This window comes from Vibrio anguillarum, from assembly GCF_003390515.1.
GTDB lineage: Bacteria > Pseudomonadota > Gammaproteobacteria > Enterobacterales > Vibrionaceae > Vibrio > Vibrio anguillarum.
Genome location: NZ_CP031479.1, coordinates 2,410,389 through 2,432,944, shown reverse-complemented (window position 1 = coordinate 2,432,944; position 22,556 = coordinate 2,410,389). Strand labels below are relative to the sequence as shown.

The 22,556-nt window shown below is 45.6% G+C and carries 18 protein-coding genes and 1 riboswitch; of the genes, 15 read left to right on the top strand and 3 right to left on the bottom strand.

The window, feature by feature from the left end; all coding sequences use genetic code 11:
• Nucleotides 1–67 precede the first annotated feature (67 nt).
• The 9 genes from ndk (at nt 68) to DD616_RS14375 (ending at nt 9,805) form a co-directional block, all read left to right on the top strand.
• The gene (gene ndk / locus DD616_RS14415; protein WP_013857494.1) at nt 68–493 is read left to right on the top strand and encodes a nucleoside-diphosphate kinase; all 426 of its coding nucleotides are present in this window, start codon (nt 68–70) and stop codon (nt 491–493) included.
• 209 nt (nt 494–702) lie between these two features.
• Complete coding sequence (rlmN, locus tag DD616_RS14410) at nt 703–1,824, top strand: dual-specificity RNA methyltransferase RlmN (RefSeq protein ID WP_026028096.1); 1,122 nt, start codon at nt 703–705, stop codon at nt 1,822–1,824.
• 301 nt (nt 1,825–2,125) lie between these two features.
• Nucleotides 2,126–3,070, top strand: a complete 945-nt coding sequence (gene rodZ, locus DD616_RS14405) for a cytoskeleton protein RodZ (RefSeq protein WP_094132401.1) — start codon at nt 2,126–2,128, stop codon at nt 3,068–3,070.
• Nucleotides 3,071–3,078: 8 nt separating this feature from the next.
• On the top strand, nt 3,079–4,203 hold the full coding sequence (ispG, locus tag DD616_RS14400) for a flavodoxin-dependent (E)-4-hydroxy-3-methylbut-2-enyl-diphosphate synthase (RefSeq protein WP_010320399.1): 1,125 nt from the start codon (nt 3,079–3,081) through the stop codon (nt 4,201–4,203).
• A 25-nt stretch (nt 4,204–4,228) separates the two neighbouring features.
• Nucleotides 4,229–5,497, top strand: coding sequence for a histidine--tRNA ligase (gene hisS / locus DD616_RS14395; RefSeq protein ID WP_017044251.1), 1,269 nt, complete (start codon nt 4,229–4,231; stop codon nt 5,495–5,497).
• Nucleotides 5,498–5,535: 38 nt separating this feature from the next.
• On the top strand, nt 5,536–6,150 hold the full coding sequence (locus DD616_RS14390; RefSeq protein WP_013857490.1) for a YfgM family protein: 615 nt from the start codon (nt 5,536–5,538) through the stop codon (nt 6,148–6,150).
• A 12-nt stretch (nt 6,151–6,162) separates the two neighbouring features.
• The gene (gene bamB, locus DD616_RS14385) at nt 6,163–7,323 is read left to right on the top strand and encodes an outer membrane protein assembly factor BamB (protein WP_026027694.1); all 1,161 of its coding nucleotides are present in this window, start codon (nt 6,163–6,165) and stop codon (nt 7,321–7,323) included.
• A 149-nt stretch (nt 7,324–7,472) separates the two neighbouring features.
• Complete coding sequence (gene der / locus DD616_RS14380) at nt 7,473–8,960, top strand: ribosome biogenesis GTPase Der (protein ID WP_029388206.1); 1,488 nt, start codon at nt 7,473–7,475, stop codon at nt 8,958–8,960.
• Between the two features lie 620 nt (nt 8,961–9,580).
• Entirely contained in the window at nt 9,581–9,805 is a 225-nt protein-coding gene (locus DD616_RS14375; protein WP_010320394.1) for a zinc ribbon domain-containing protein, read from the top strand.
• A gap of 4 nt (nt 9,806–9,809) precedes the next feature.
• Here the strand turns inward: DD616_RS14375 and xseA are convergent, their stop codons facing one another.
• On the bottom strand, nt 9,810–11,141 hold the full coding sequence (gene xseA / locus DD616_RS14370; RefSeq protein WP_208871841.1) for an exodeoxyribonuclease VII large subunit: 1,332 nt from the start codon (nt 11,139–11,141) through the stop codon (nt 9,810–9,812).
• Nucleotides 11,142–11,370: 229 nt separating this feature from the next.
• On the opposite strand from xseA, the gene guaB reads away from it, so the two are divergent.
• From guaB to DD616_RS14345, 5 genes are all read left to right on the top strand, one after another.
• Nucleotides 11,371–12,834 (top strand): IMP dehydrogenase, encoded by a 1,464-nt coding sequence (guaB, locus tag DD616_RS14365; protein ID WP_026028100.1) that lies wholly within the window; start codon nt 11,371–11,373, stop codon nt 12,832–12,834.
• Between the two features lie 81 nt (nt 12,835–12,915).
• Complete coding sequence (gene guaA / locus DD616_RS14360) at nt 12,916–14,469, top strand: glutamine-hydrolyzing GMP synthase (protein ID WP_088731909.1); 1,554 nt, start codon at nt 12,916–12,918, stop codon at nt 14,467–14,469.
• Between the two features lie 49 nt (nt 14,470–14,518).
• Nucleotides 14,519–14,629: riboswitch (TPP riboswitch) on the top strand.
• Between the two features lie 100 nt (nt 14,630–14,729).
• On the top strand, nt 14,730–15,587 hold the full coding sequence (gene thiD, locus DD616_RS14355) for a bifunctional hydroxymethylpyrimidine kinase/phosphomethylpyrimidine kinase (protein WP_013857483.1): 858 nt from the start codon (nt 14,730–14,732) through the stop codon (nt 15,585–15,587).
• Nucleotides 15,588–15,867: 280 nt separating this feature from the next.
• The gene (locus DD616_RS14350) at nt 15,868–17,556 is read left to right on the top strand and encodes a chitinase (RefSeq protein WP_208871840.1); all 1,689 of its coding nucleotides are present in this window, start codon (nt 15,868–15,870) and stop codon (nt 17,554–17,556) included.
• A gap of 179 nt (nt 17,557–17,735) precedes the next feature.
• Nucleotides 17,736–18,344, top strand: coding sequence for an acetate uptake transporter (locus DD616_RS14345; protein ID WP_208871839.1), 609 nt, complete (start codon nt 17,736–17,738; stop codon nt 18,342–18,344).
• A 92-nt stretch (nt 18,345–18,436) separates the two neighbouring features.
• Here the strand turns inward: DD616_RS14345 and DD616_RS14340 are convergent, their stop codons facing one another.
• Nucleotides 18,437–19,981 (bottom strand): alanine/glycine:cation symporter family protein, encoded by a 1,545-nt coding sequence (locus DD616_RS14340; RefSeq protein ID WP_017043180.1) that lies wholly within the window; start codon nt 19,979–19,981, stop codon nt 18,437–18,439.
• A 298-nt stretch (nt 19,982–20,279) separates the two neighbouring features.
• Nucleotides 20,280–21,539 carry a D-amino acid dehydrogenase gene (locus DD616_RS14335; protein ID WP_088728663.1) on the bottom strand — a complete coding sequence of 420 codons (1,260 nt, stop codon included), beginning with the start codon at nt 21,537–21,539 and terminating at the stop codon, nt 20,280–20,282.
• A gap of 105 nt (nt 21,540–21,644) precedes the next feature.
• On the opposite strand from DD616_RS14335, the gene DD616_RS14330 reads away from it, so the two are divergent.
• A complete protein-coding gene (locus DD616_RS14330; protein WP_208871838.1) occupies nt 21,645–22,535 on the top strand; it encodes a LysR substrate-binding domain-containing protein in 891 nt (296 codons plus the stop codon).
• Nucleotides 22,536–22,556: the final 21 nt, after the last annotated feature.

The window sequence follows — 22,556 nt, the reverse complement described above, 5'->3', positions numbered from 1 at the left end:
AACCGCTCAACTCTCTGTTTTGGGCGGTTCACTATAACTAAAAAAACAAAAGAAAAAGGATAACCTTATGGCTCTAGAAAGAACATTTTCTATCATTAAACCCGATGCGGTAGAACGTAACTTGATTGGTGAAATCTATCACCGTATCGAAAAATCAGGTTTGCGTATTATCGCTGCGAAAATGGTACATTTGAACGAAGAGCAAGCGAGCGGCTTTTATGCTGAGCATGAAGGCAAAGCGTTTTTTCCAGCACTAAAAGAATTTATGACCTCAGGGCCGATCATGGCTCAAGTGCTTGAAGGTGAAGATGCTATTGCTCGTTACCGCGAATTAATGGGTAAAACTAACCCAGAAGAAGCGGCATGTGGAACCATTCGTGCTGATTACGCATTAAGCATGCGCCATAACTCAGTTCATGGCAGTGATAGTCCTGAATCGGCGGCACGTGAAATCGCTTTTTTCTTCCCAGAATCAGAGATTTTCTCTCGTTAATCTTGGCGTTTTTTATCCCAAATTATTTCGATTAAGGCCTCACGTTGTGAGGCTTTTTTATACTCGTATGATTGGGAGCTGCAGAGTAAAAACAATCCGCCAAGCATTGAATGACTTAGTAATTGAAGGGTTGTACAACCCTTGTTGTTACTGCATAAAGGCTGTACAATTCGCGCCCTTATTTATTGTTTCCGTCGTTGAGAGGCCACATGACTATTGAAAAAGTCAATCTGCTTGATTTTGATCGCCAAGGTCTGCGTAAATTTTTTGCTGAAGAGCTCAGTGAAAAAGCGTTCCGCGCTGATCAGGTCATGAAGTGGATCTACCATTTTGGTTGTGATGACTTCGAACAAATGACCAATATCAACAAGAAACTGCGTGAACAACTGCAACAACGCTGTGAAATTCGCGCGCCGATCGTTTCACAAGCACAACACTCGTCTGATGGTACGATTAAATGGGCGATGCGTGTTGGCGATCAAGATGTTGAAACGGTTTACATCCCAGAGGAAGACCGAGCGACTTTGTGCGTCTCTTCCCAAGTTGGCTGTGCTCTGGAATGCAAATTCTGTTCAACGGCTCAGCAAGGTTTTAACCGTAACCTCAAAGTGTCTGAAATTATCGGGCAAGTTTGGCGCGCAGCGAGAGAAATTGGCCTTGAGAAAGAGACGGGTCGTCGTCCGATTACTAACGTAGTAATGATGGGGATGGGTGAGCCTCTGCTCAACATGAAAAACTTGATCCCAGCGTTAGAGATCATGCTGGATGATTTAGGTTTTGGCTTGTCAAAACGTCGTGTCACCGTGTCCACTTCGGGCGTGGTTTCTGGTCTTGATCAAATGACAGGGCAAATCGATGTTGCATTAGCGATTTCATTGCATGCACCCAATGACAAATTACGCAGCGAAATTATGCCGATCAATGATCGCTGGGATATTCAAGATTTCTTGGCCTCAGTGCGTCGTTATATCGCCACTTCAAACGCTAACCGTGGCAAGGTTACGGTGGAATATGTGTTGCTGGATCACGTCAATGACGATATGGACCACGCGCACGAATTGGCTAAGTTGATGAAAGGCACGCCGTGCAAAATTAACCTGATCCCATTTAACCCTTATCCCGGTTCACCTTATAAAAAACCGAGTAATTCACGTATTGACCGTTTTCAAAAAACACTGATGCAGTATGAACACACAGTGACGGTGCGTAAAACTCGTGGAGATGATATTGATGCCGCTTGTGGACAGCTAGTCGGTGATGTGATTGATAGAACCAAACGGACCAAAATGAAACAAATGGGTGGCGATGTCATTCCTGTCAAATCGGTCTAAATCGGATGATAAAGCAAAGCCAGAGATTCCTCTGGCTTTGTGCATTTTTACCATTTGAAATAATTTTCCGCGATTTTGACGTCAATTTTATGAAAAATATTGACCTAGCTGTAATTTCTTTCCTAAAGCCATGTTGTTTAACGTCAAATATCCATTAGAATTGCTAACTGACGTAATGTTAAATTTGAACTGTCGCCTGCATCAATGAATGCAAATTTTTCACCGTGTTGGAATGCACCATTTTATTACTACGAACTAATAACAATAAAAGTGATGACGGTGCCATTCGAGCCATAACATAATGAGATGTACAAAACGGATGACTACTGAACAAGAACAGATTATTGCAGATGTAAAAACAGACACGGTGCAACCCGGTACTTTATTAAAGGCAAAGCGTGAAGCGTTGGGATTAACGCAAAAGCAAGTTGCCGATAGGTTGCGGTTACGTCTCTCTATCATTCAGAGTTTAGAAGAGAATAACTTCGCCTCGGACCAAGTGGCGACGTTTACTCGCGGTTATTTACGTTCCTATGCGAAGGCCGTCGGGATCAAAGAGTCAGTTATTTTAGCTTCCTTTGATGATTGCTATCCTACGGTTGTCGCTGAACAACCGATGCAAAGTTTTTCGAAGAAAACCAAGCGAGAGAAACACGATAGCCGTATTATGACGCTGACATGGGGTATTTTTGCCATCATTATTGGTATTTCCTCATTATGGTGGTGGCAAAACCAAGAACAAGAGAATGTTGTGGTTGAGAGTTCACCATCAATCACGTCGACATCGGTTGAGCGTTTGCGAGATGAGGATTTCACGACCGTTCCTGAATTAGTACCTACGGTTGACGAATCTCAAGTAGAAGCAGAAGCGGTGGATGCCCCTGTAGAAATCAACACTCAGGCTGCAGAACTCATCCCTTCACCTGAAGATGATACAGCCGAAGCCGACCTGAGTGCGAGCGACGATCCTGTATTGGATAAGACGCCACCGCAGGATGCAACGAATCCATACGCTCCTCTAACGCTCACATTCAGCGCAGATTGTTGGATTCAGGTGAAAGATGCAGCAGGCAAAACCCTTTCCACTGGGATTAAAAAATCAGGGCAAACCGTAACCTTGCAAGGTGAAGCTCCGTTTCAAATCATTCTTGGCGCGCCTGAAAGCGTTTCAATGACATTTGCAAGTGAACCTGTAGACCTTTCTGGGTATACTTCCGGTAAAGTCGCTCGATTCACCTTACCTTAGAAAATACTATGCAACACGAATCTCCAATTAAGCGTCGTTCATCGACGCGTATTTATGTCGGTAATGTGCCCATCGGTGATGGTGCTCCTATTGCTGTTCAATCTATGACCAACACGCGCACTACCGATGTTGCGGCAACGGTCGCCCAAATTAAAGCGTTAGAAAAAGTCGGGGCTGATATCGTACGGGTTTCAGTACCGACAATGGACGCGGCAGAAGCGTTCAAGTTGATCAAGCAGCAAGTATCCATCCCGCTGGTGGCTGACATCCATTTTGATTACCGCATTGCGTTGAAAGTCGCCGAATATGGCGTTGATTGCTTGCGTATCAACCCTGGTAACATTGGCAACGAAGAACGTATTCGCGCCGTGGTCGATTGCGCACGTGACAAGAACATACCCATTCGGATTGGCGTGAATGGTGGGTCGCTCGAAAAAGAGATCCAAATGAAATATGGTGAGCCAACACCGGCCGCTTTAGTCGAGTCAGCGATGCGTCATGTCGATATTCTTGAAAGACTCAACTTTGATCAATTTAAAGTCAGCGTTAAAGCATCGGATGTTTTTCTCGCCGTTGATTCCTACCGTCTACTGGCTAAACAGATTGCCCAACCTCTGCATCTTGGTATTACGGAAGCAGGAGGCGCAAGAGCCGGTGCAGTTAAATCGGCAGTGGGCTTAGGTATGCTGCTTGCCGAAGGCATCGGCGACACGCTGCGTATTTCACTGGCTGCGGATCCGATCGAAGAGATCAAAGTCGGCTTTGATATTCTTAAATCGCTGCGTATTCGCTCGCGAGGCATTAACTTCATCGCTTGTCCAAGCTGTTCACGTCAAGAGTTTGATGTGATCGCCACAGTCAATGCGTTAGAGCAACGTTTGGAAGATATTTTGACACCTATGGATGTCTCGATCATCGGTTGCGTGGTTAATGGCCCAGGTGAAGCTGAAGCTTCTCATCTTGGTTTGGCTGGCAGCAACAAGAAAAGTGCATTCTACGAAGACGGCGTCCGCCAGAAAGAGCGTTTTGATAACGATGATCTGGTCAGCCAACTCGAAGCGAAAATTCGCGCGAAGGCCTCTATTCTCGATGAGAAGAACCGAATCAACGTGACTCAAATCGAACAAAATTAATCTCAACGACCTTACGGTAAGTATTGTGGCAAAAACAATTCAAGCAATTCGAGGCATGAACGACTGCCTCCCAACTCAGTCTCCACTTTGGCAAAAAGTGGAAGGCACAGTGAAAAACGTGATTAGTGCATATGGCTACAATGAAGTACGTATGCCTATCGTTGAGATGACACATCTATTTAGCCGTGCGATCGGTGAAGTGACCGATGTGGTTGAAAAAGAGATGTATTCTTTTGAAGATCGCAATGGTGACAGTTTATCGCTTCGCCCTGAGGGTACCGCAGGTTGTGTCCGTTCTGGTATCGAAAATGGTTTGCTCTACAACCAAGAGCAACGTTTATGGTACATGGGGCCGATGTTCCGTCATGAACGTCCGCAAAAAGGGCGCTATCGTCAATTCCACCAATGTGGGGTTGAAGTGTTTGGCCTGGATGGTCCTGATGTTGATGCCGAGCTGATTATGATGACCGCGCGTTTGTGGCGTGAATTGGGCATCGACAAACATGTTCGTTTGGAACTGAACTCAATTGGTTCTCTTGAAGCGCGTGCCAATTACCGCACCGCTTTGATTGACTATTTAGAGCAGCATCAAGAGGTGTTGGATGAAGATGCCAAACGTCGCATGTACACCAACCCACTGCGTGTACTCGATACTAAAAATCCAGATATTCAAGCGATTTTAGGTGACGCACCCAAATTGTCTGAGTATCTAGATGAAGAATCCAAGCAACATTTTGCAGGCTTATGTGAACTTCTTACCGCTGCGGGTATCGAATACCAAGTTAACGAGCGCTTGGTGCGCGGCCTAGACTACTACAACCGCACCGTATTTGAGTGGATCACCGAAAGCTTAGGTGCTCAGGGTACGGTTTGTGGCGGTGGACGTTATGATGGCTTGGTAGAACAACTGGGTGGCAAAGCGACACCGGCAGTGGGTTTTGCCATGGGGTTAGAGCGCTTAGTGCTGATGATGGAAACACTGGAACTGACCGACGTGCGTCGCAGTGTCGATGTGTACATGGTCAGTGCGGGTGAAGGCACTATGATGGCAGCAATGAAACTTGCTGAGCAGTTGCGTGAACAGGTTCCGGGGCTGCGTGTTATGAACCATTTTGGTGGTGGTAACTTCAAAAAACAATTTAAACGTGCTGATAAAGTGGGCGCTGCGGTGGCTTTGGTATTAGGCGAAGATGAAGTCGCAGAAAGCACAGTAGTTCTCAAAGATCTTATCGGTGGTGAACAAATTACGATTTCTCAAACTGAAGTCGCGAGCAAACTGACGCATCTTGTGTAAGCAAGCGCATTTGAGACATCTATTAAAGAGGACAGGAAGTGGAACTCTACGATACTGAAGAACAACAAGTTGAAGCGATAAAAGATTGGTGGAAAGAGAACGGTAAAGCCGTGATCTTTGGTGCTGTAATTGGCCTTGGTGGCTTGTTTGGTTGGCGTTACTACCAAGATAGCGTTATTGCTGCGCAAGAAGCCGCTTCTGAAAGTTATAGCAAAGCGGTAACTCAGTTAGCTGCAAAAGGCGCAGAAGCAGAGATGGTTGTTGAGAGCTTTATTGATAGTAATAAAGGTACAGAATATGCCGTCTTAGCCGCACTACAACTTGCAAAAGTTCAAGTAGAAGCGGGTCAAATTGATGAAGCTTTAGCACAGCTTGAATGGGCAAAAGCAAACACCAAAGATGATGCTATTCTACCGTTAGCGACCTATCGCGTGGCCCGTATTAAAGCGGAACAAGGCCAGTTTGATGCCGCCTTAGCTGATCTTACGACCATCACAGAGAAAGGGTGGGCGGGACGCATTGCGGAACTGCGTGGTGATATCTCATTGCGTAAAGGCGACACGGACGCGGCTTATGCGGCATACACGGAAGCACAACAAGCTGACGATGCAAGCCAAACGCTACAGATGAAACTGGACGATCTTGCCAAATAAGGGCACAAGTTGATGAAAAAGTTGTTCAACAAAGTGCTCGTTTCTGCCGTTGTGCTTGGAGCACTTGCAGGGTGTGCTAGCGAAGAAGACACCATTATTATGGCTCCTGTGCCAATGGTAACGAGTGAATTTACGCCCACAACTCAGTGGAGCACATCGATTGGTGATGGCGTAGGGCATTACTTCTCAAAGTTATCTCCAGAATACGCTTACGACAAAGTATTTATTGCTAGTCGTGATGGTTTGGTGAAAGCCTTGAACCCTAAAACGGGTAAAGAGCTTTGGAAAACCGATCTTGAACAAGATGGCACTATGCGTTTATCCGGCGGTATAGCGGCGGCCTATAGCCAAATTTACATTGGTAGTGAAAACGGTTTAGTCACTGCGCTTAATGAAGCTACGGGTGAGCTTGTATGGCAAGTTAAAGTCGACGGTGAAGTGCTAGCAGCTCCGGCTGCAGATGCGAACATGATCATTGTTAATACCAGTCGTGGCACTTTGGTGAGTTTAGACCAAGCGACGGGTGAGCAAAAATGGACCATCAGTACTGAAGTTCCTAATTTAACGTTGAGAGGCGACAGCAAACCTGTTGCGGTATCGGGCGGTGTTTTTTGGGGAACCTCAGGTGGCCGTCTTGCTGCCGCTATCGTTGAGCGTGGTCAGTTGATTTGGCAACAACCGATTGGCATGCCTAAAGGTGCCACTGAAATTGACCGCCTAGTCGATGTTGATGCCTCACCTATCGTGATTGGCGGCATGCTGTATGCGGTTGGTTTTAATGGCCAGTTGATCGCCATTGATCTGCGTTCGGGCAAACCAGCTTGGAAGCGGAATTACTCTTCAGCAACAGACATGGCTAGCGATGGTGGCCGATTATTTGTGGTGACCGACAAAGATCATGTGGTGGCTGTGGATACAAGAAGCGGTACCGAACTTTGGAGCAACAAACAGCTTGAACACCGTTTGCTAACTGCGCCAGCGATTATCAATGGCTACCTTGTGCTAGGTGACAGTGAAGGTTATCTACATTGGATTGATCGCAGCAGTGGTGAATTCGTTGCCCAACAGTTGGTTGATAAGAGCGGTTTTGCGGTGAGTCCTCTCGCTGTCGATGATGGTTATGTCAGCATGACCCGTAATGGCAATGTAAAGAAACTGACGATTAAAAAATAAATCGTGATATAATTCACATTCGGCTCCTGGCTGGTAACAGTTAGGGGCCGTTTTATTGAATAAATAGATGTGGTTATAGGTAAAAATTTAATGCTTGCTAGCAAGTGTTTACCTATAACTACATAAGAGAAAATATTGTAGAGGTTAGTATGGTTCCTGTTGTTGCTCTTGTTGGGCGTCCCAATGTCGGTAAATCTACGTTGTTTAACCGATTAACTCGCACTCGCGATGCGTTGGTGGCGGATTTCCCCGGTTTAACGCGTGACCGTAAATATGGCCAAGCTAAATTGGGTGAGCACGACTTCATTGTTATCGATACTGGCGGTATTGATGGTAGTGAAGAGGGTGTAGAAACGAAAATGGCTCAACAGTCATTGGCCGCGATTGATGAAGCTGATGTTGTGCTATTTATGGTTGATGGTCGCGCTGGTTTAACGGCGGCTGATGAAGTGATCGCCCAACATCTGCGTAAGATTGAAAAGCGCGCTATTTTAGTCGTGAATAAAGTGGATGGCATTGACGCTGATGCTGCAAGTGCTGAGTTTTGGCAATTGGGCGTCGATCAAATGTACCAAATTGCTGCCGCTCATGGCCGTGGTGTTGGGATCCTTATCGACCGAGCTTTGAATCCACTTGCTGAAGAAATGATCGAGCAGGCTGAAGGCGAAATCGAAGATCTAACCGACTTTGAAGATGCCGAAGAAGAAAAGTTAGATTACACCGAAGAAGAAGCCGAAGCTGAATACAAACGTCTGCAAGATCAGCCGATAAAACTGGCGATCATTGGCCGTCCGAATGTCGGTAAATCGACACTCACCAACCGCATTCTCGGTGAAGAGCGTGTTGTGGTTTACGACATGCCCGGAACGACGCGAGACTCCATCTACATCCCGATGATGCGTGATGAGCGCGAGTATGTATTGATTGATACTGCTGGCGTGCGTCGTCGTACTCGCATTAACGAAACGGTTGAAAAATTCTCGGTCGTCAAAACCTTAAAAGCCGTTGAAGATGCAAACGTTGTTCTGTTAGTCATTGACGCTCGTGAGAATATCTCAGATCAAGATCTTAGCCTGCTAGGTTTTGCATTAAACGCCGGACGTTCGATAGTGCTTGCAGTCAATAAGTGGGATGGGCTCGATAACGACGTCAAAGAACGTGTCAAGAAAGAGCTAGACCGCCGTTTAGGCTTTGTCGATTTTGCTCGTATCCACTTTATCTCTGCATTGCATGGTACGGGTGTTGGTCATCTATTTGAATCGGTTCAAGAAGCGTATAAATCGGCGACAACACGTGTTGGTACATCGGTATTGACTCGCATTCTTAAAATGGCAACCGATGATCACCAACCGCCTATGGTTCGTAGCCGCCGCGTAAAACTTAAATACGCTCACGCAGGTGGTTATAACCCGCCGATTATCGTTGTACACGGTAACTTGGTGAATGAGCTGCCAGATTCTTACAAACGTTATTTGATGAACTATTACCGTAAGTCTTTAGAAATCATGGGTACGCCTATTCGTATCCAGTTCCAAAGCAGTGATAACCCATTTGAAGGAAAAGTGAATAAGCTGACCTTATCTCAAGAGCGTAAACGTAAACGCTTAATGACGATGATGAAAGGACGCAGCAAGTAGCCTTCCTCATAATTGAAATACCCAAGTTTAGACTTGGGTATTTTTTTGCCTAAAATTTATCATTGGCGATAGAGTCTCACTAACGTGGCGGTCTGGAAATGAAGTGCAGTGCCAAAATGATTGAGTGAAAAACAGAGCATGGCAACGTTGCTGCTTTGTATAAGTATCAAACAAAATGAGTAGAACATTTCGCCAAAAGATCATTTTCACATATCCTGATTTCTTTGGTTTTTTAGTTGTTAAATGGAGCTTTATATCGTTATAAATCCATATGCAGAATATGTAACTTATGCTTTCGGTGTGTGGTTATATAAATGTTCTTTTGAGAGTAGATCGCTGAACGGAGCAGATAAAGCAAATGATCAGGCAGAGATCTTTTATCGATCATAGCCTAATGTGTATGAGGTGGTTGGTGAGCCTAAAGGTATTGTGATAGAGATCAAAGCTGAACTCTCGATAATCCGAGACCATACGTGCCGTTTGATGAAGTGTCGGCTATCACATGCACGATCTATCTACGCAAACGAGCTATCTATTAAAACGAACGATATAAAACATCTACCAAAATCACACTATGTGAAAGATGTTATGTGAAAGACACAAAGAGAGATGGGATCAATATGCAGGAAAATCTTTGCCCTTGTTGCCAAAATCCACTGGTGTGGGATGGGCGTTACCATTGTGCTCAGTGCAAACATCACTTTAACAAAATTGGTTTTTGCCCTGAGTGTGATTCGGAGCTGGAGAAATTGCAGGCGTGTGGCGCAGCAAACTTTTTCTGTAATTCATGCAATGAGCTCAAATCAAAATCTAAGATTCGATTTGAGTTTCAAGCACAAGATTAAGTGATTAATTAACGGTAGAGAAAACTTCGCCATCCGCCACTCGCGTAATCAATTGATCGCCAGTTTTTAGATCGCAAGCGCGGTGAATCACTTTGCCTGAGCTATCTCGCGTGATCGAATAGCCTCGTTTTAGTGTCGCTAATGGGCTTACTGCGTCAAGCTTCTCTGCGGCTAGCGTTAAACAGTGTGCTGTGCGCAGGAGCTTTTTCTCCATTACGTCCAGCAATCGTTGCTCGCTTTTGGCTAGTCGATGCTGCTGCTTCGCTAAGGTTTGTACGGGAGAATGCAACTGCAGTTGATGGTATTGCTGGCCAATGTGCTCGCGCTGAGTCGAAATATAGCGCTGTATCGCCCGCTGTAGGCGCATTTCTGTGTCATCAAGTTGCTGGCTTTGACGCTGCAAGCGATAAGTGGGGTGCTGTTTCTCTAGCGCGTGAACCAAAGCGCGTAAATGATGCGCTTGTTGACTGGTGTAATAGCGCATCGCACTTTGTAGCTTGTGCTGGTATGAGGCGAAAGCTTGTCGCTTATTACTGTTGTCTCGGCTGACTAATTCTGCAGCAGCGGAGGGGGTTGGGGCACGTACGTCAGCCACAAAATCAGCAATCGTCACATCGATTTCATGCCCGACGGCACTGATAATTGGGATCTGACTAGCGGCAATTGTGCGCGCTACGATCTCGTGGTTAAAACACCATAAGTCCTCTAAAGAACCGCCACCGCGACCCACAATCAATACGTCACACTCTTGCCTCGCATTTGCTCTACCAATTGCTTGAGCAATTTGAATGGCCGCTTGTTCGCCTTGAACCAGTGTAGGATAAATGATGACGGGCAAGCTTGGATCGCGCCGCTTGAGCACATCAAGAATATCAAACAGGGCTGCGCCAGTTTTTGAAGTAATAACTCCGACGCATTGAGGATTTTCCGGCAAGGGGCGCTTATTGGATTGTGCAAAAAGCCCTTCCGCGGCCAACTGCATCTTCAGCTTTTCAAACTCTTGCTGGAGACGACCATCCCCTTCGGGTTGCATGCTCTCGATAATGACTTGGTAGTCACCTCTGGGTTCATAAAGAGAAAGACGCGCTTTAACAAGTACCTGCTGGCCATTTTTAGGTTTGAAGGTCACAAAGCGATTATTGCCTTTGAACATCGCACATTTTACCTGCGCGCGAGAATCTTTGAGTGAGAGATACCAATGGCCAGAAACCGGAGCGGAGAAGTTCGATATTTCACCAACGAGCCACACAATGCCCATTTCATTTTCAAGTAACAGGCGTACTTCAGCATTGAGACGAGAGACAGTGTAGATGTTTTCGTTGGTCAAAGAAGGCAAGGCTAATCCCCTAGACGAGGGTATGGAAATTAGCGGCAATATAATACATATCAAGGGTTGGAATGCAAATTAAAAATGAAAAAATGAGTGGTCAAGCGATTGCCTCGGGCGTATAATCCGACCGCAATATCAATCCAAATCGATTTATCCTGTTCATTGTGTATTAGGGCAAATTGAGACAACTTGGATTTACCTTTTATTCACTCCTCTTAATTGTGAGATATTGCAAATGCTAAGAATTGCCAAAGAAGCGCTGACATTCGATGATGTTCTTCTCGTACCAGCACACTCCACCGTTCTCCCAAACACAGCCGATCTCCATACTCAGCTGACCAAAAATATCGCACTGAACATTCCGATGATCTCAGCTTCTATGGATACAGTGACAGAGGCTCGCCTTGCGATCGCTCTTGCCCAAGAGGGTGGTATTGGTTTTATCCACAAAAATATGCCCATTGAAGAGCAGGCTGAACAAGTCCGTCTTGTCAAAATTTTTGAAGCGGGTGTAGTCACTGCGCCAGTAACAGTTCGCCCTGATGCAACCATTCAAGATGTGATTGCTTTGACAGAGAAACATGGTTTTGCCGGTTTCCCTGTGGTGAGCGATCACAATGAGCTTGTCGGTATCATCACCGGCCGCGATATTCGCTTTGTTACTGATTTAACAAAAAAAGTTGAAGCAGTCATGACACCAAAAGATCGCTTAGCCACAGTTAAAGAGGGCGCATCTCGTCAGGATGTACAAGAGCGCATGCACAAAGCGCGTGTTGAAAAAGTCTTGGTAGTGAATGATGAATTCAAACTGACTGGTATGATCACCGCGAAAGATTTCCATAAAGCAGAACGCAAACCGAATGCTTGTAAAGATGAACAAGGGCGTTTACGTGTTGGTGCGGCTGTTGGTGCCGGTGCTGGCAATGAAGAGCGCGTAAAAGCATTAGTGGAAGCAGGAGTGGATGTTCTACTGATTGACTCTTCTCATGGCCATTCAGAAGGTGTACTTAACCGTATTCGTGAAACGCGCGCCGCTTATCCTGATCTCGATATTATCGGCGGCAATGTTGCAACGGGTGCCGGTGCGAAAGCTCTAATTGACGCGGGCGTAAGCGCGGTCAAAGTCGGTATTGGCCCGGGTTCAATCTGTACAACGCGTATTGTAACGGGTGTTGGTGTTCCTCAAATTACGGCGATTTCTGATGCAGCTGAAGTGGCTGATCAATACGGTATTCCTGTGATTGCTGATGGCGGTATTCGTTTTTCTGGCGATATTTGTAAAGCGATTGCTGCTGGTGCATCTTGCGTGATGGTCGGCTCCATGTTTGCAGGTACTGAAGAAGCTCCGGGCGAAGTTATTTTGTTCCAAGGTCGTTCATATAAAGCTTATCGCGGTATGGGTTCGCTGGGTGCAATGTCTCAAGGTTCTTCTGATCGTTATTTCCAATCTGACAATGCGGCTGACAAGCTTGTACCTGAAGGGATCGAAGGTCGTATCGCTTATCGAGGCCGTCTAAAAGAGATCGTTCATCAACAAATGGGTGGTTTACGCTCAAGCATGGGCTTAACTGGCTCGGCCACTATCGAAGATCTGCGCACTAAAGCCGAGTTTGTTCGTATCTCTGGTGCAGGTATGAAAGAGTCACACGTGCACGACGTTCAAATTACCAAAGAAGCGCCAAACTACCGCTTGGGTTAATGACGAACCACGAATAGCTTGAAGCTTATGGGGAGCGCGATGCTCCCCATCCACTACATTAATGATTGAGATTGACCTTAAATGACTAAAGATATCCATGACCAACGTATTCTGATCTTAGATTTCGGCTCTCAGTACACACAACTGGTTGCCCGCCGTGTTCGCGAAATCGGTGTTTATTGTGAGCTGTGGAGCTGGGATGTTGAAGAAGCGGACATCCGTGAATTCAACCCAGATGGCATTATTCTTTCTGGTGGCCCTGAAAGCGTGACTGAAGCCAACTCTCCGCGTGCGCCACAATATGTGTTTGATTCTGGCGTACCTGTGTTTGGTGTTTGCTATGGCATGCAAACCATGGCTGAACAGTTGGGCGGAAAAGTGGCCAGTTCTGAGGAACGTGAATTTGGTTATGCAGCTGTACAGCTAATGGGTGAATCGGCCCTGTTTAGCGACCTTGAGCTAACGCAAGACGTTTGGATGAGCCACGGAGATAAAGTGGTGCAAATTCCGGCTGATTTTGTCAAAACAGCGCAAACGGAAACTTGTCCTTATGCGGCAATGGCGAATGAAGAGAAAAAATATTATGGCGTGCAATTTCACCCAGAAGTCACGCACACCAAAAACGGTCTAAAAATGCTTGAGAATTTCGTTCTCAACGTTTGTGGTTGTGAGCGTCTATGGACGGCTGAGTCTATCATCGAAGATGCGGTTGCTCGTATTAAAGAGCAAGTCGGCGACGATGAGGTGATCCTTGGCCTATCGGGTGGTGTAGATTCGTCAGTTGTGGCGATGCTGGCTCACCGAGCGATTGGCGATAAATTAACCTGCGTATTCGTTGATAACGGCCTATTGCGTCTGAATGAAGCTCAGCAAGTAATGGATATGTTTGGCAACAAGTTTGGTTTAAACATCATTCATGTTAATGCAGAAGATCGTTTCCTCAACGCACTGCAAGGTGAGTCTGATCCGGAAGCGAAACGCAAAATCATCGGCCATGTGTTTGTTGATATCTTCGATGAAGAATCAAAGAAATTGAAAAATGCCAAATGGCTTGCGCAAGGCACGATTTACCCAGATGTGATTGAATCGGCTGCCTCTAAAACAGGTAAAGCGCACGTGATTAAATCTCACCATAACGTTGGCGGTTTGCCTGATGATATGGAAATGGGATTGGTTGAACCACTGCGTGAGCTTTTCAAAGATGAAGTGCGCAAGATTGGCCTAGAGCTTGGTCTGCCTTACAACATGCTTTACCGCCATCCGTTCCCTGGTCCAGGTCTTGGCGTACGCGTGTTGGGCGAAGTGAAGAAAGAGTACTGTGATTTGCTGCGCCGCGCCGATGCTATTTTCATTGAAGAGCTGCATTCCGCTGATCTGTATAACAAAGTGTCACAAGCTTTCACGGTTTTCTTACCTGTTCGTTCGGTAGGCGTTATGGGTGATGGACGTAAATACGATTGGGTTGTATCGCTACGCGCTGTGGAAACCATTGACTTTATGACAGCACATTGGGCGCACCTGCCTTATGAGTTCTTGGGTAAGGTTTCTAACCGTATCATCAATGAAGTGAATGGTATTTCTCGTGTGGTTTACGATATTTCAGGTAAGCCACCAGCCACCATTGAGTGGGAATAATTCCTTTAAAAAAGCGTACTCCTCCGGTGAGTGCCCTGTTATGATTGCTGCGAAATAGTCGGGGAGCCGATGCAGATTCTGCATCGGCTGAGATCGAAATTCGAGACCCGTCGAACCTGATTCAGTTAATACTGACGTAGGGAACTATGAGCACTTTGTCACGAGCCGAATAACAACGGCTAACCTTTGTAAATTCGATTATCGAACTTTCCAAACCACGGTCAAAGTCAGTTCCTGTATGTCTTGTCATAGGAGCGACCATGGCACAACCAATACAGAAACACACACAAGAAACGACGCTATTAAACATACCTGTTGTACTCACCATCGCAGGGTCTGATAGCGGTGGAGGGGCAGGCATTCAAGCCGACATCAAAGCGATATCGGCAACTGGCAGTTTCGCGTGTTCCGTTATTACCGCCATTACTTCACAAAATACTCAAGGCGTCTCCGCCATTTTCCCCATTCCACTTGATCATATCGAAAGCCAGTTAGATGCCGTCTTTAGCGACTTGAAGATCGTGGCCGTTAAAATTGGCATGCTAGCCGATGCCAGTATCATCAAGATCGTTGCCAAAAAAATGCAGCAATACCAACCCAAGAGCCTTGTGATAGACCCCGTGATGGTGGCGACCAGTGGTGATTTATTACTTGAGCAATCGGCAATCAGTACATTAAAAGAAATGTTGATCCCTTTGGCTGACATCATTACCCCCAATTTATTTGAGGGAGCAGTACTTACTGGCAAGCCGGTTCCTCAATCTGGAGTCGAAATGAGCGGTATGGTGGCTGATTTACGAGCGTTGGGTGCAAAGGCGGTGCTGCTAAAAGGTGGGCATTTAGAACAAGATGAAAACAGCAACGATCTTTTGATCATGCAATCTTCGTCAGAATTACTCAGTGCGAAGCGTTTTCCAACCCAAAATACCCATGGGACGGGTTGCACGCTCTCTTCTGCGATCGCTTCTTATCTTGCTCAAGGAAATAACCTGCACAAATCCGTGTATTTGGCTAAGCAGTACATATCGCAAGCCATTGGCTATGCCGATGAACTGGATGTTGGCCAAGGTCGCGGCCCAGTTCATCACTTTTTTACTGGCCACGCTCATGTGCGCTAAGCCATTGCCGGTGCGATGATGCTTGAGAAATTTGAGGCATTGGTTGTTCACTTAACCTGATGAAAAATAGATTGAACTCTAAAAGCCTCAAGCTTTTTTGAGGCTTTTTCATATTTATCGACTTGCCTTCAAAGGGCGATGTCGCCGTACGATAATTGGTTTACATCATGATGAAACCACTCGCATTTTGACATTTAATTAATAAGTTTCACTGTCAACAATGGCTCGGCTATCCATACTATTTTCACCGTACCCACTAAGCAAAAAATAAGGGATTGATATGTTGAAAACAAAGCATTTAGCCATGCTGATTAGCAGTGTCTTAGCCGCAAACAGTTACGCGTTAAATATCTTACCTGACCCTGAAAATTCCGCGGGTTATATTGTCTCTAAAGTAGAGCTACAAGCGGCAGAAAAAGCCAAAACAGCGGATCCCATGTATGCCATCTGGTCGAAAGCACTAGAAACGCGTTCGAATGCGATTGTTGAAGCAATAGTACCGGGTTTAAGTTCTAACCCTGAAAACGTCAAGCGTGTTGAACGAGTTTTTCCACAGTACGAGTGGGATTTCTTAACTCAAATGGCGGCTCCCGAATACACCTACACACGCTTCTTACGGGCAATTGGCAAATTCCCCGCATTTTGTGGCGAATATACGGATGGCCGAGATTCAGACGCAATTTGTAAAAAATCCATTGTGACGGCTTTTGCCCATTTCTCACAAGAAACGGGTGGTCACATTGCGAAAGACAACGTATCTGATAATCCGAATAGGCTTGAAGAATGGCAGCAAGCATTAGTTCATGTGCGTGAAATGGGTTGGTCTGAAGGGCAAAGTGGCTACACAACCGGTTGTGGCCAAAATGATTGGCAAAATGCTCGTTGGCCGTGCGCTGCTGGGCAAGGTTATTTTGGTCGAGGCGCGAAGCAGCTCTCTTACCATTTCAACTATGGCGCTTTTTCTGAAGTGATGTTTGATGGTGATGCCAAAGTACTGCTCAATAACCCCGGATTAGTAGCGGATTCTTGGTTGAATTTAGCCTCAGCGATTTGGTTTTTCTTAACACCTCAAGCACCGAAACCGGCAATGTTGCACGTAATTGACCGTACATGGACACCTTCGCAACGTGAAAGCGATGCTGGTATTGGCTATGGTTTTGGCACCACAATTAACGTTATCAATGGCGGCATTGAGTGCGGTGAACAGAACAAAGATAAAGGTCAACCGGTTAATCGTATTCGCTACTGGGAAGGGCTAGCCGATCATTATCAAATACCGATTGAGTCTGATGAAAAGAATACCTGTTGGCAGCAAACGCCTTACGGTAGCTTAAATTTGAACGGTGCGACGGATGTGCTGTATACCAACTGGGATGGTAATTGGAAATATTACTCTGATCGCCCAGGTGGCTACTCGTTTGAATGTGAACTGGTTGGTTTCCAAACTGCGTATTCAGCCCTTGTTGCTGGTGATTACGAAAAATGTGTGACTAACTTTTATGGTTCACATTCTAGCTGGCCCCAAGTGCGTGTTGTGGATGCGATTGATCCCGGTACGCCACCAGAGCCGCCAGTGGATGGCATCGTCGGCTGGGAAGCAACAAAGGTATATAACACGGGCGATAAGGTGAGCTATAAAGGCGCTACTTATGAAGCTAAGTGGTGGTCACAAGGTAATGAACCCACTCAAGGTGATCCTTGGAAGCTTATTACGGGTGAACCAACAGCGCCCACAACACCTGACCCTGTTGAGCCACCACCAGTGGTCAATGAGCCAGAACCGCCCGTCACGCCAGAGCCTACGCCACCAAGCAGTGATTTTTCAAGCTGGGTTGCAGGGGTTACTGTTGCAAAAAATGGCGATAAAATTACGCATAATGGAAAGTGTTTTATGGCTAAAAATAACCCCGGAGTATGGGAATCACCCACGCAAAGTAACTGGTTTTGGGATGAAATAAACTGTCAATAGAGAGTAACATTTAGCAAAAGGAGAGCAGCACGATCGAATTCGGTTGCTCTGCTCTCTTTTTGAACAATCAAGTGGTTAAATTTACAATCTTAGTTTTCGTTAACGTTCTTTCCATTTTGTGTGCTACTCCACTAAAATCCGCGCGTAATTTTTATCAACATTTTTTAAGGTACTCGCGAATGTCTACTAAATTGGCCAATCCAGCGCCGCTAGGCCTAATGGGTTTTGGCATGACGACTATCCTGCTTAATATCCATAACGCAGGCTTTTTCCCTATCGACTCTATGATTTTGGCGATGGGTATTTTCTACGGTGGTTTAAGTCAAGTCATCGTGGGTATCATGTGTTTCAAACGTGGTGACACTTTTGGTACCACAGCGTTTACCTCTTACGGCCTATTTTGGCTCACATTGGTTGGCCTGATTGTCATGCCATACATGGGACTACCAGCAAGCCCTGCTCACTTTATGGGTTGGTACTTAGCGTTGTGGGGCATTTTCACTGGTTTCATGTTTATCGGTTCATTGTGCTACCCACTTGCTAAACAAGTGGTATTCGGCTCACTGACCATTCTATTTGCTTTACTAGCTGCGCGTGATTTCACTGGTAGCGAACTTATCGGCACGATTGCTGGCTTTGAAGGCATCTTCTGTGGCGCAAGTGCGATTTATTTTGCAATGGCTCAAGTTCTGAATAATGAATATGGCCGTGTTATTTTACCGATTGGTGAAAAGAAAGCGCAAAACGCTGTTGTCGAAAAGTTGACGACACAAGAAATCGCAGCCTAATACGGGTTGATGAAAAAGAAAAAGGGTTAGCGTTTGCTAACCCTTTTTACGTTTACCTTGAATGCTTTTTGCTGATGAGCTTAGCTAATCCGTTAGGATGATGGTTGTTCAACACCCACGGAGCTTTCTTCTACGGTTGGTTCTTGTCCCGTTTTGCGTTTATATTTTCCTTCCCAATATGTCGCATTCTTAATGCCGAGTTTTACTGGGTTGAAAAGATACTCATCGACACCTTGTTTTTGTTGCTCTTCATAATCTTTGAGTGCTGCAATAGCTGGTTTAGCCATAAAGAAGATGATCAAAATCCCGACTATGTTTAGCCACGCCATCAAACCCACGCCCACATCACCCATTGCCCAAGCAAGGTTCGCGGTTCTCACTGTGCCGTAGAATACCGTTGCGATGATCACTACTTTAAGAAGGAACATCAGGCCATCGACTTTAAAGGTGCGGCGAATGTAAGCAATATTCGTTTCAGCAATATAGTAGTATGCCAAAATCGTGGTAAAGGCGAAGAAGAACAGAGCAAACGCAACAAAAGGTTTACCCACGCCCGGTAGTGCGCTCTCAATCGCCATTTGGGTAAATACTGGGCCATTGGCGCTGATATCCGCCGCGATGTTCTGTACTAAAAATGCACCTTCTGCGCCGCCGTGTACGTTATAAGCACCAGTGATCAGAATCATGAACGCGGTTGCGGAACAGACCAGCAAAGTATCAATGTAGATAGAAAATGCTTGCACTAAACCTTGCTGGGCTGGGTGATCAACACTCGCGGCAGCCGCAGCGTGCGGTCCAGTACCTTGGCCTGCTTCGTTTGAGTAAACACCTCGTTTTACCCCCCAACCAATCGCAGCACCAATACCTGCCATTGGTGTGAACGCATCACCAATGATCATGGCAAAAATACGTGGTACTTCACTGATGTTAAGCAGGATGATAACAAACGCAGTAATGACATAGGCCAAAGCCATAAATGGCACCACGACCTGTGTGAAGTTGGCGATACGCTTAACACCACCAAAGATGATGAAAGCTAAAATAATTGACACTACGGTACCAGTAAAAATCTTAGCAAAAGTGAAGCTACCGATAGTGGTTTCAATGATTGGGCCAGCCCCAAAAGCCGCTTCTACGGCATTACCAATGCTGTTGGATTGCACGCCAGGTAAAAGCACACCACAAGCAAAGATGGTGGAAATGGCGAAGATCCATGCATACCATTTTTGTCCCATCGCTTTTTCGATGTAATAAGCGGGGCCACCACGGAATTCACCTTCATCTTCTTCTTTATAAATCTGTGCCAGAGTTGATTCAGCATAAGCAGTCGCGGCACCAAAAAAGGCCACTACCCACATCCAGAAAATAGCACCAGGGCCACCAAAACCAATTGCCGCGGCTACGCCTGCAATGTTACCCGTACCGACGCGTCCCGAAAGTGAAACGGCCAAAGCTTGGAAAGAGGATATCCCTTTGGTTGAGCTTTTTCCGGAAAGAAGAAGTCGCCACATTTCAAAAAAGTGACGGACCTGAACGAATCGGGTCACAATTGAGTAGAATAAACCCGCACCAAGGCATAAATAAATTAGCGCCGGGCTCCAGATTATTCCATTCAGAAAATCAACAAATGACTGCATATGCATTTCCCTGTTTTAGTAGTTTTGGTGAGTGTTGTGTTTGCTTTGTGGGCAACATATTAATCTTTTTGTAACTTAGATGTTAATTTATTTATCTGTGAATAATCGTTAGCGTGATGAGGAACACAAAATGCTAACGAAATGTTAAATGATAGGTGGGTTAATTAGAATTGGCTAAAATTTCAGCGCATATGGGTTGGTCACCCGAAAGGTTGGAAATTAAATCCTCTCGGATGAATCATTATGCATAATAACTTTCCACTAAGGTTTAGCTAATAATAAGCATTTTCTATTGTGACTAGTTGATGAGGTAGCGAGAGAGATTCAACTCATGAATTGGTAAAGCACAAGTTTGCTCACTGACAATGTCGGCAAGAAGCTGTCCAGATCCGCAAGCCATCGTCCACCCTAAGGTTCCATGTCCGGTATTGGTGTAGAGGTTTTCAAATGGAGTGGAGCCTATAATCGGAGTCCCGTCAGGCGTCATTGGTCTAAAGCCTGTCCAAAATTCAGCTTGTGCTAAATCACCGCCTTGAGGAAAGAGATCGGTCACGACTTTTGCAATGGTTGCTTTGCGCGCATCAGGCAAGGCAGGATCAAACCCGGCTAACTCTGCCGTGCCCGCGACACGAATTCGATCCTCAAAACGAGTGATGGCCACTTTATATGTTTCGTCCATTACCGTTGAACGTGGGGACAGTTCGGCGTCGACAATCGGCAGCGTTAGTGAGTACCCTTTCACTGGATAAACAGGAATGGAGATACCCAATGTCGCCAGTAAAGCGGTAGAGTAACTGCCGAGTGCGACGACATATTTGTCTGCTTTTAGCTCACCTTTATCGGTTTGGACAGCGGTGATCTTTTTGCCTTCAGTGGTTAATGTTTTTATTTGTGTATCAAACAGAAATTGCACCCCACGGCTTTTCGCGAGCTCTGTTAATTGTTGGCAAAACAGATAGCAGTCCCCAGTTTCATCGTCGGGGAGGTACAAACCACCTCGCAATTTATCGCGTACAAGAGCAAGCCCCGGCTCTTGCTTAATGCACCCATCGACATCAAGAAGCTGATAACGAATCCCACTTTGCTCGAGTAGTTTGATGTCCTTTTGTATCGCTTGTAGCTGTTTTTCGCTGCGAAATACTTGCAACGTTCCAAGCCGACGGCCTTGATATTGCAGGTTATGTTGCTGATTCAGGTCAGCCAAACAAACGCGGCTGTAATTGGCAATCGCCAGCATTCTGGCTTTATTGATGTTGTAACGATCCTGTTGGCAGTTCAATAACATTTTACCCATCCACGCCAACAGCTGTGGGTCGATAGATGGTTTTATTTTCAACGGTGCATGCTCTTCAAACAGCCACTTTAATGCTTTTTGTGGGATGCCGGGTGCAGCCCAAGGGGAAGAGTAGCCGTAAGATATTTGCCCTGCGTTAGCAAAACTGGTCTCTTTTGCACCTTGTGATTGGCGATCCACCACCGTTACTCGGTGGCCCGCTTGTGATAAATACCATGCGCTGGTTAGCCCGATGACGCCGCTACCTAAGACGATCACGTCCATTACTTGCTCCTAAGATAGTTGTTGCACGTAGTTTTATTGCTTTACCTTTTATTAACAATCGATATAAATTATCACCAGTGTTTAGAATATCTATAAGCAAAAGCGATGAAAGGTAATACCTTATCCACATTGTCGACATTTGTGAAAGTGGCGCAATACAACAGTTTTAGTGAAGCAGCAAAGAGTTTACATTTAACGACAGGAGCTATTAGTCAGCAGCTTATCCTGTTAGAGCAGAAGATCGGTTTTAAACTATTTGAACGGCATTCTCGTGGTATTCGCTTAACTGACGAAGGACGAACTCTTGCTAGAGTGGTGAAGCAGAATATTCAAGATATTGAAAGTACTATTGCCTATCTTAATCAAAGTCGAAATATTAACGAAATCAAACTGAAGTCAACCCCATCATTTGCATTTAAATGGCTTGTACCTCGTCTAGAAAACTTCCATAGAAAACATCCAGATATCCAAATTCAAATATTCGCTGAGGGAGCGCTGGTAGACAGTGACCGACGAGACTACGACTTAGCGATTGATTATGGTCCATTGCCCTACAAAAAAATGAACGCGGAACTGCTATTTGAAGAGTACCTGCTACCAGTGATGAGCGCAGCCTACCTGCAAGCTCATCCACAATTACAGCATAGCCATTATCAGCAAGAAAGCTGGAATGGTGTCGTGCTACTGCATGATGCTATGCCGTGGGCAAATGCGTCGCGAGATTACGAATGGCTTTATTGGGCGTCAGAAATGGGGGTAGACATAGCGACTCAACAAGGTCATTTTTTCAATCGTACTGATATGGCGATGTCGGCCGCAGAAGCCGGAGTTGGAGTTGCGATGGCTAGAATGGCATTGATTGATAATGAATTAGAAACAGAGCGTTTGGTTTCCCCCTTTAAACCGCTCAAAGCAAATGCGGGCTATTATCTGATACATAACGGAAAAAATGATTGTATTGCGGCGTTTATTAGCTGGCTTAATCAACAAACCTAAGTTTAGAAAAAGTGACTTGTT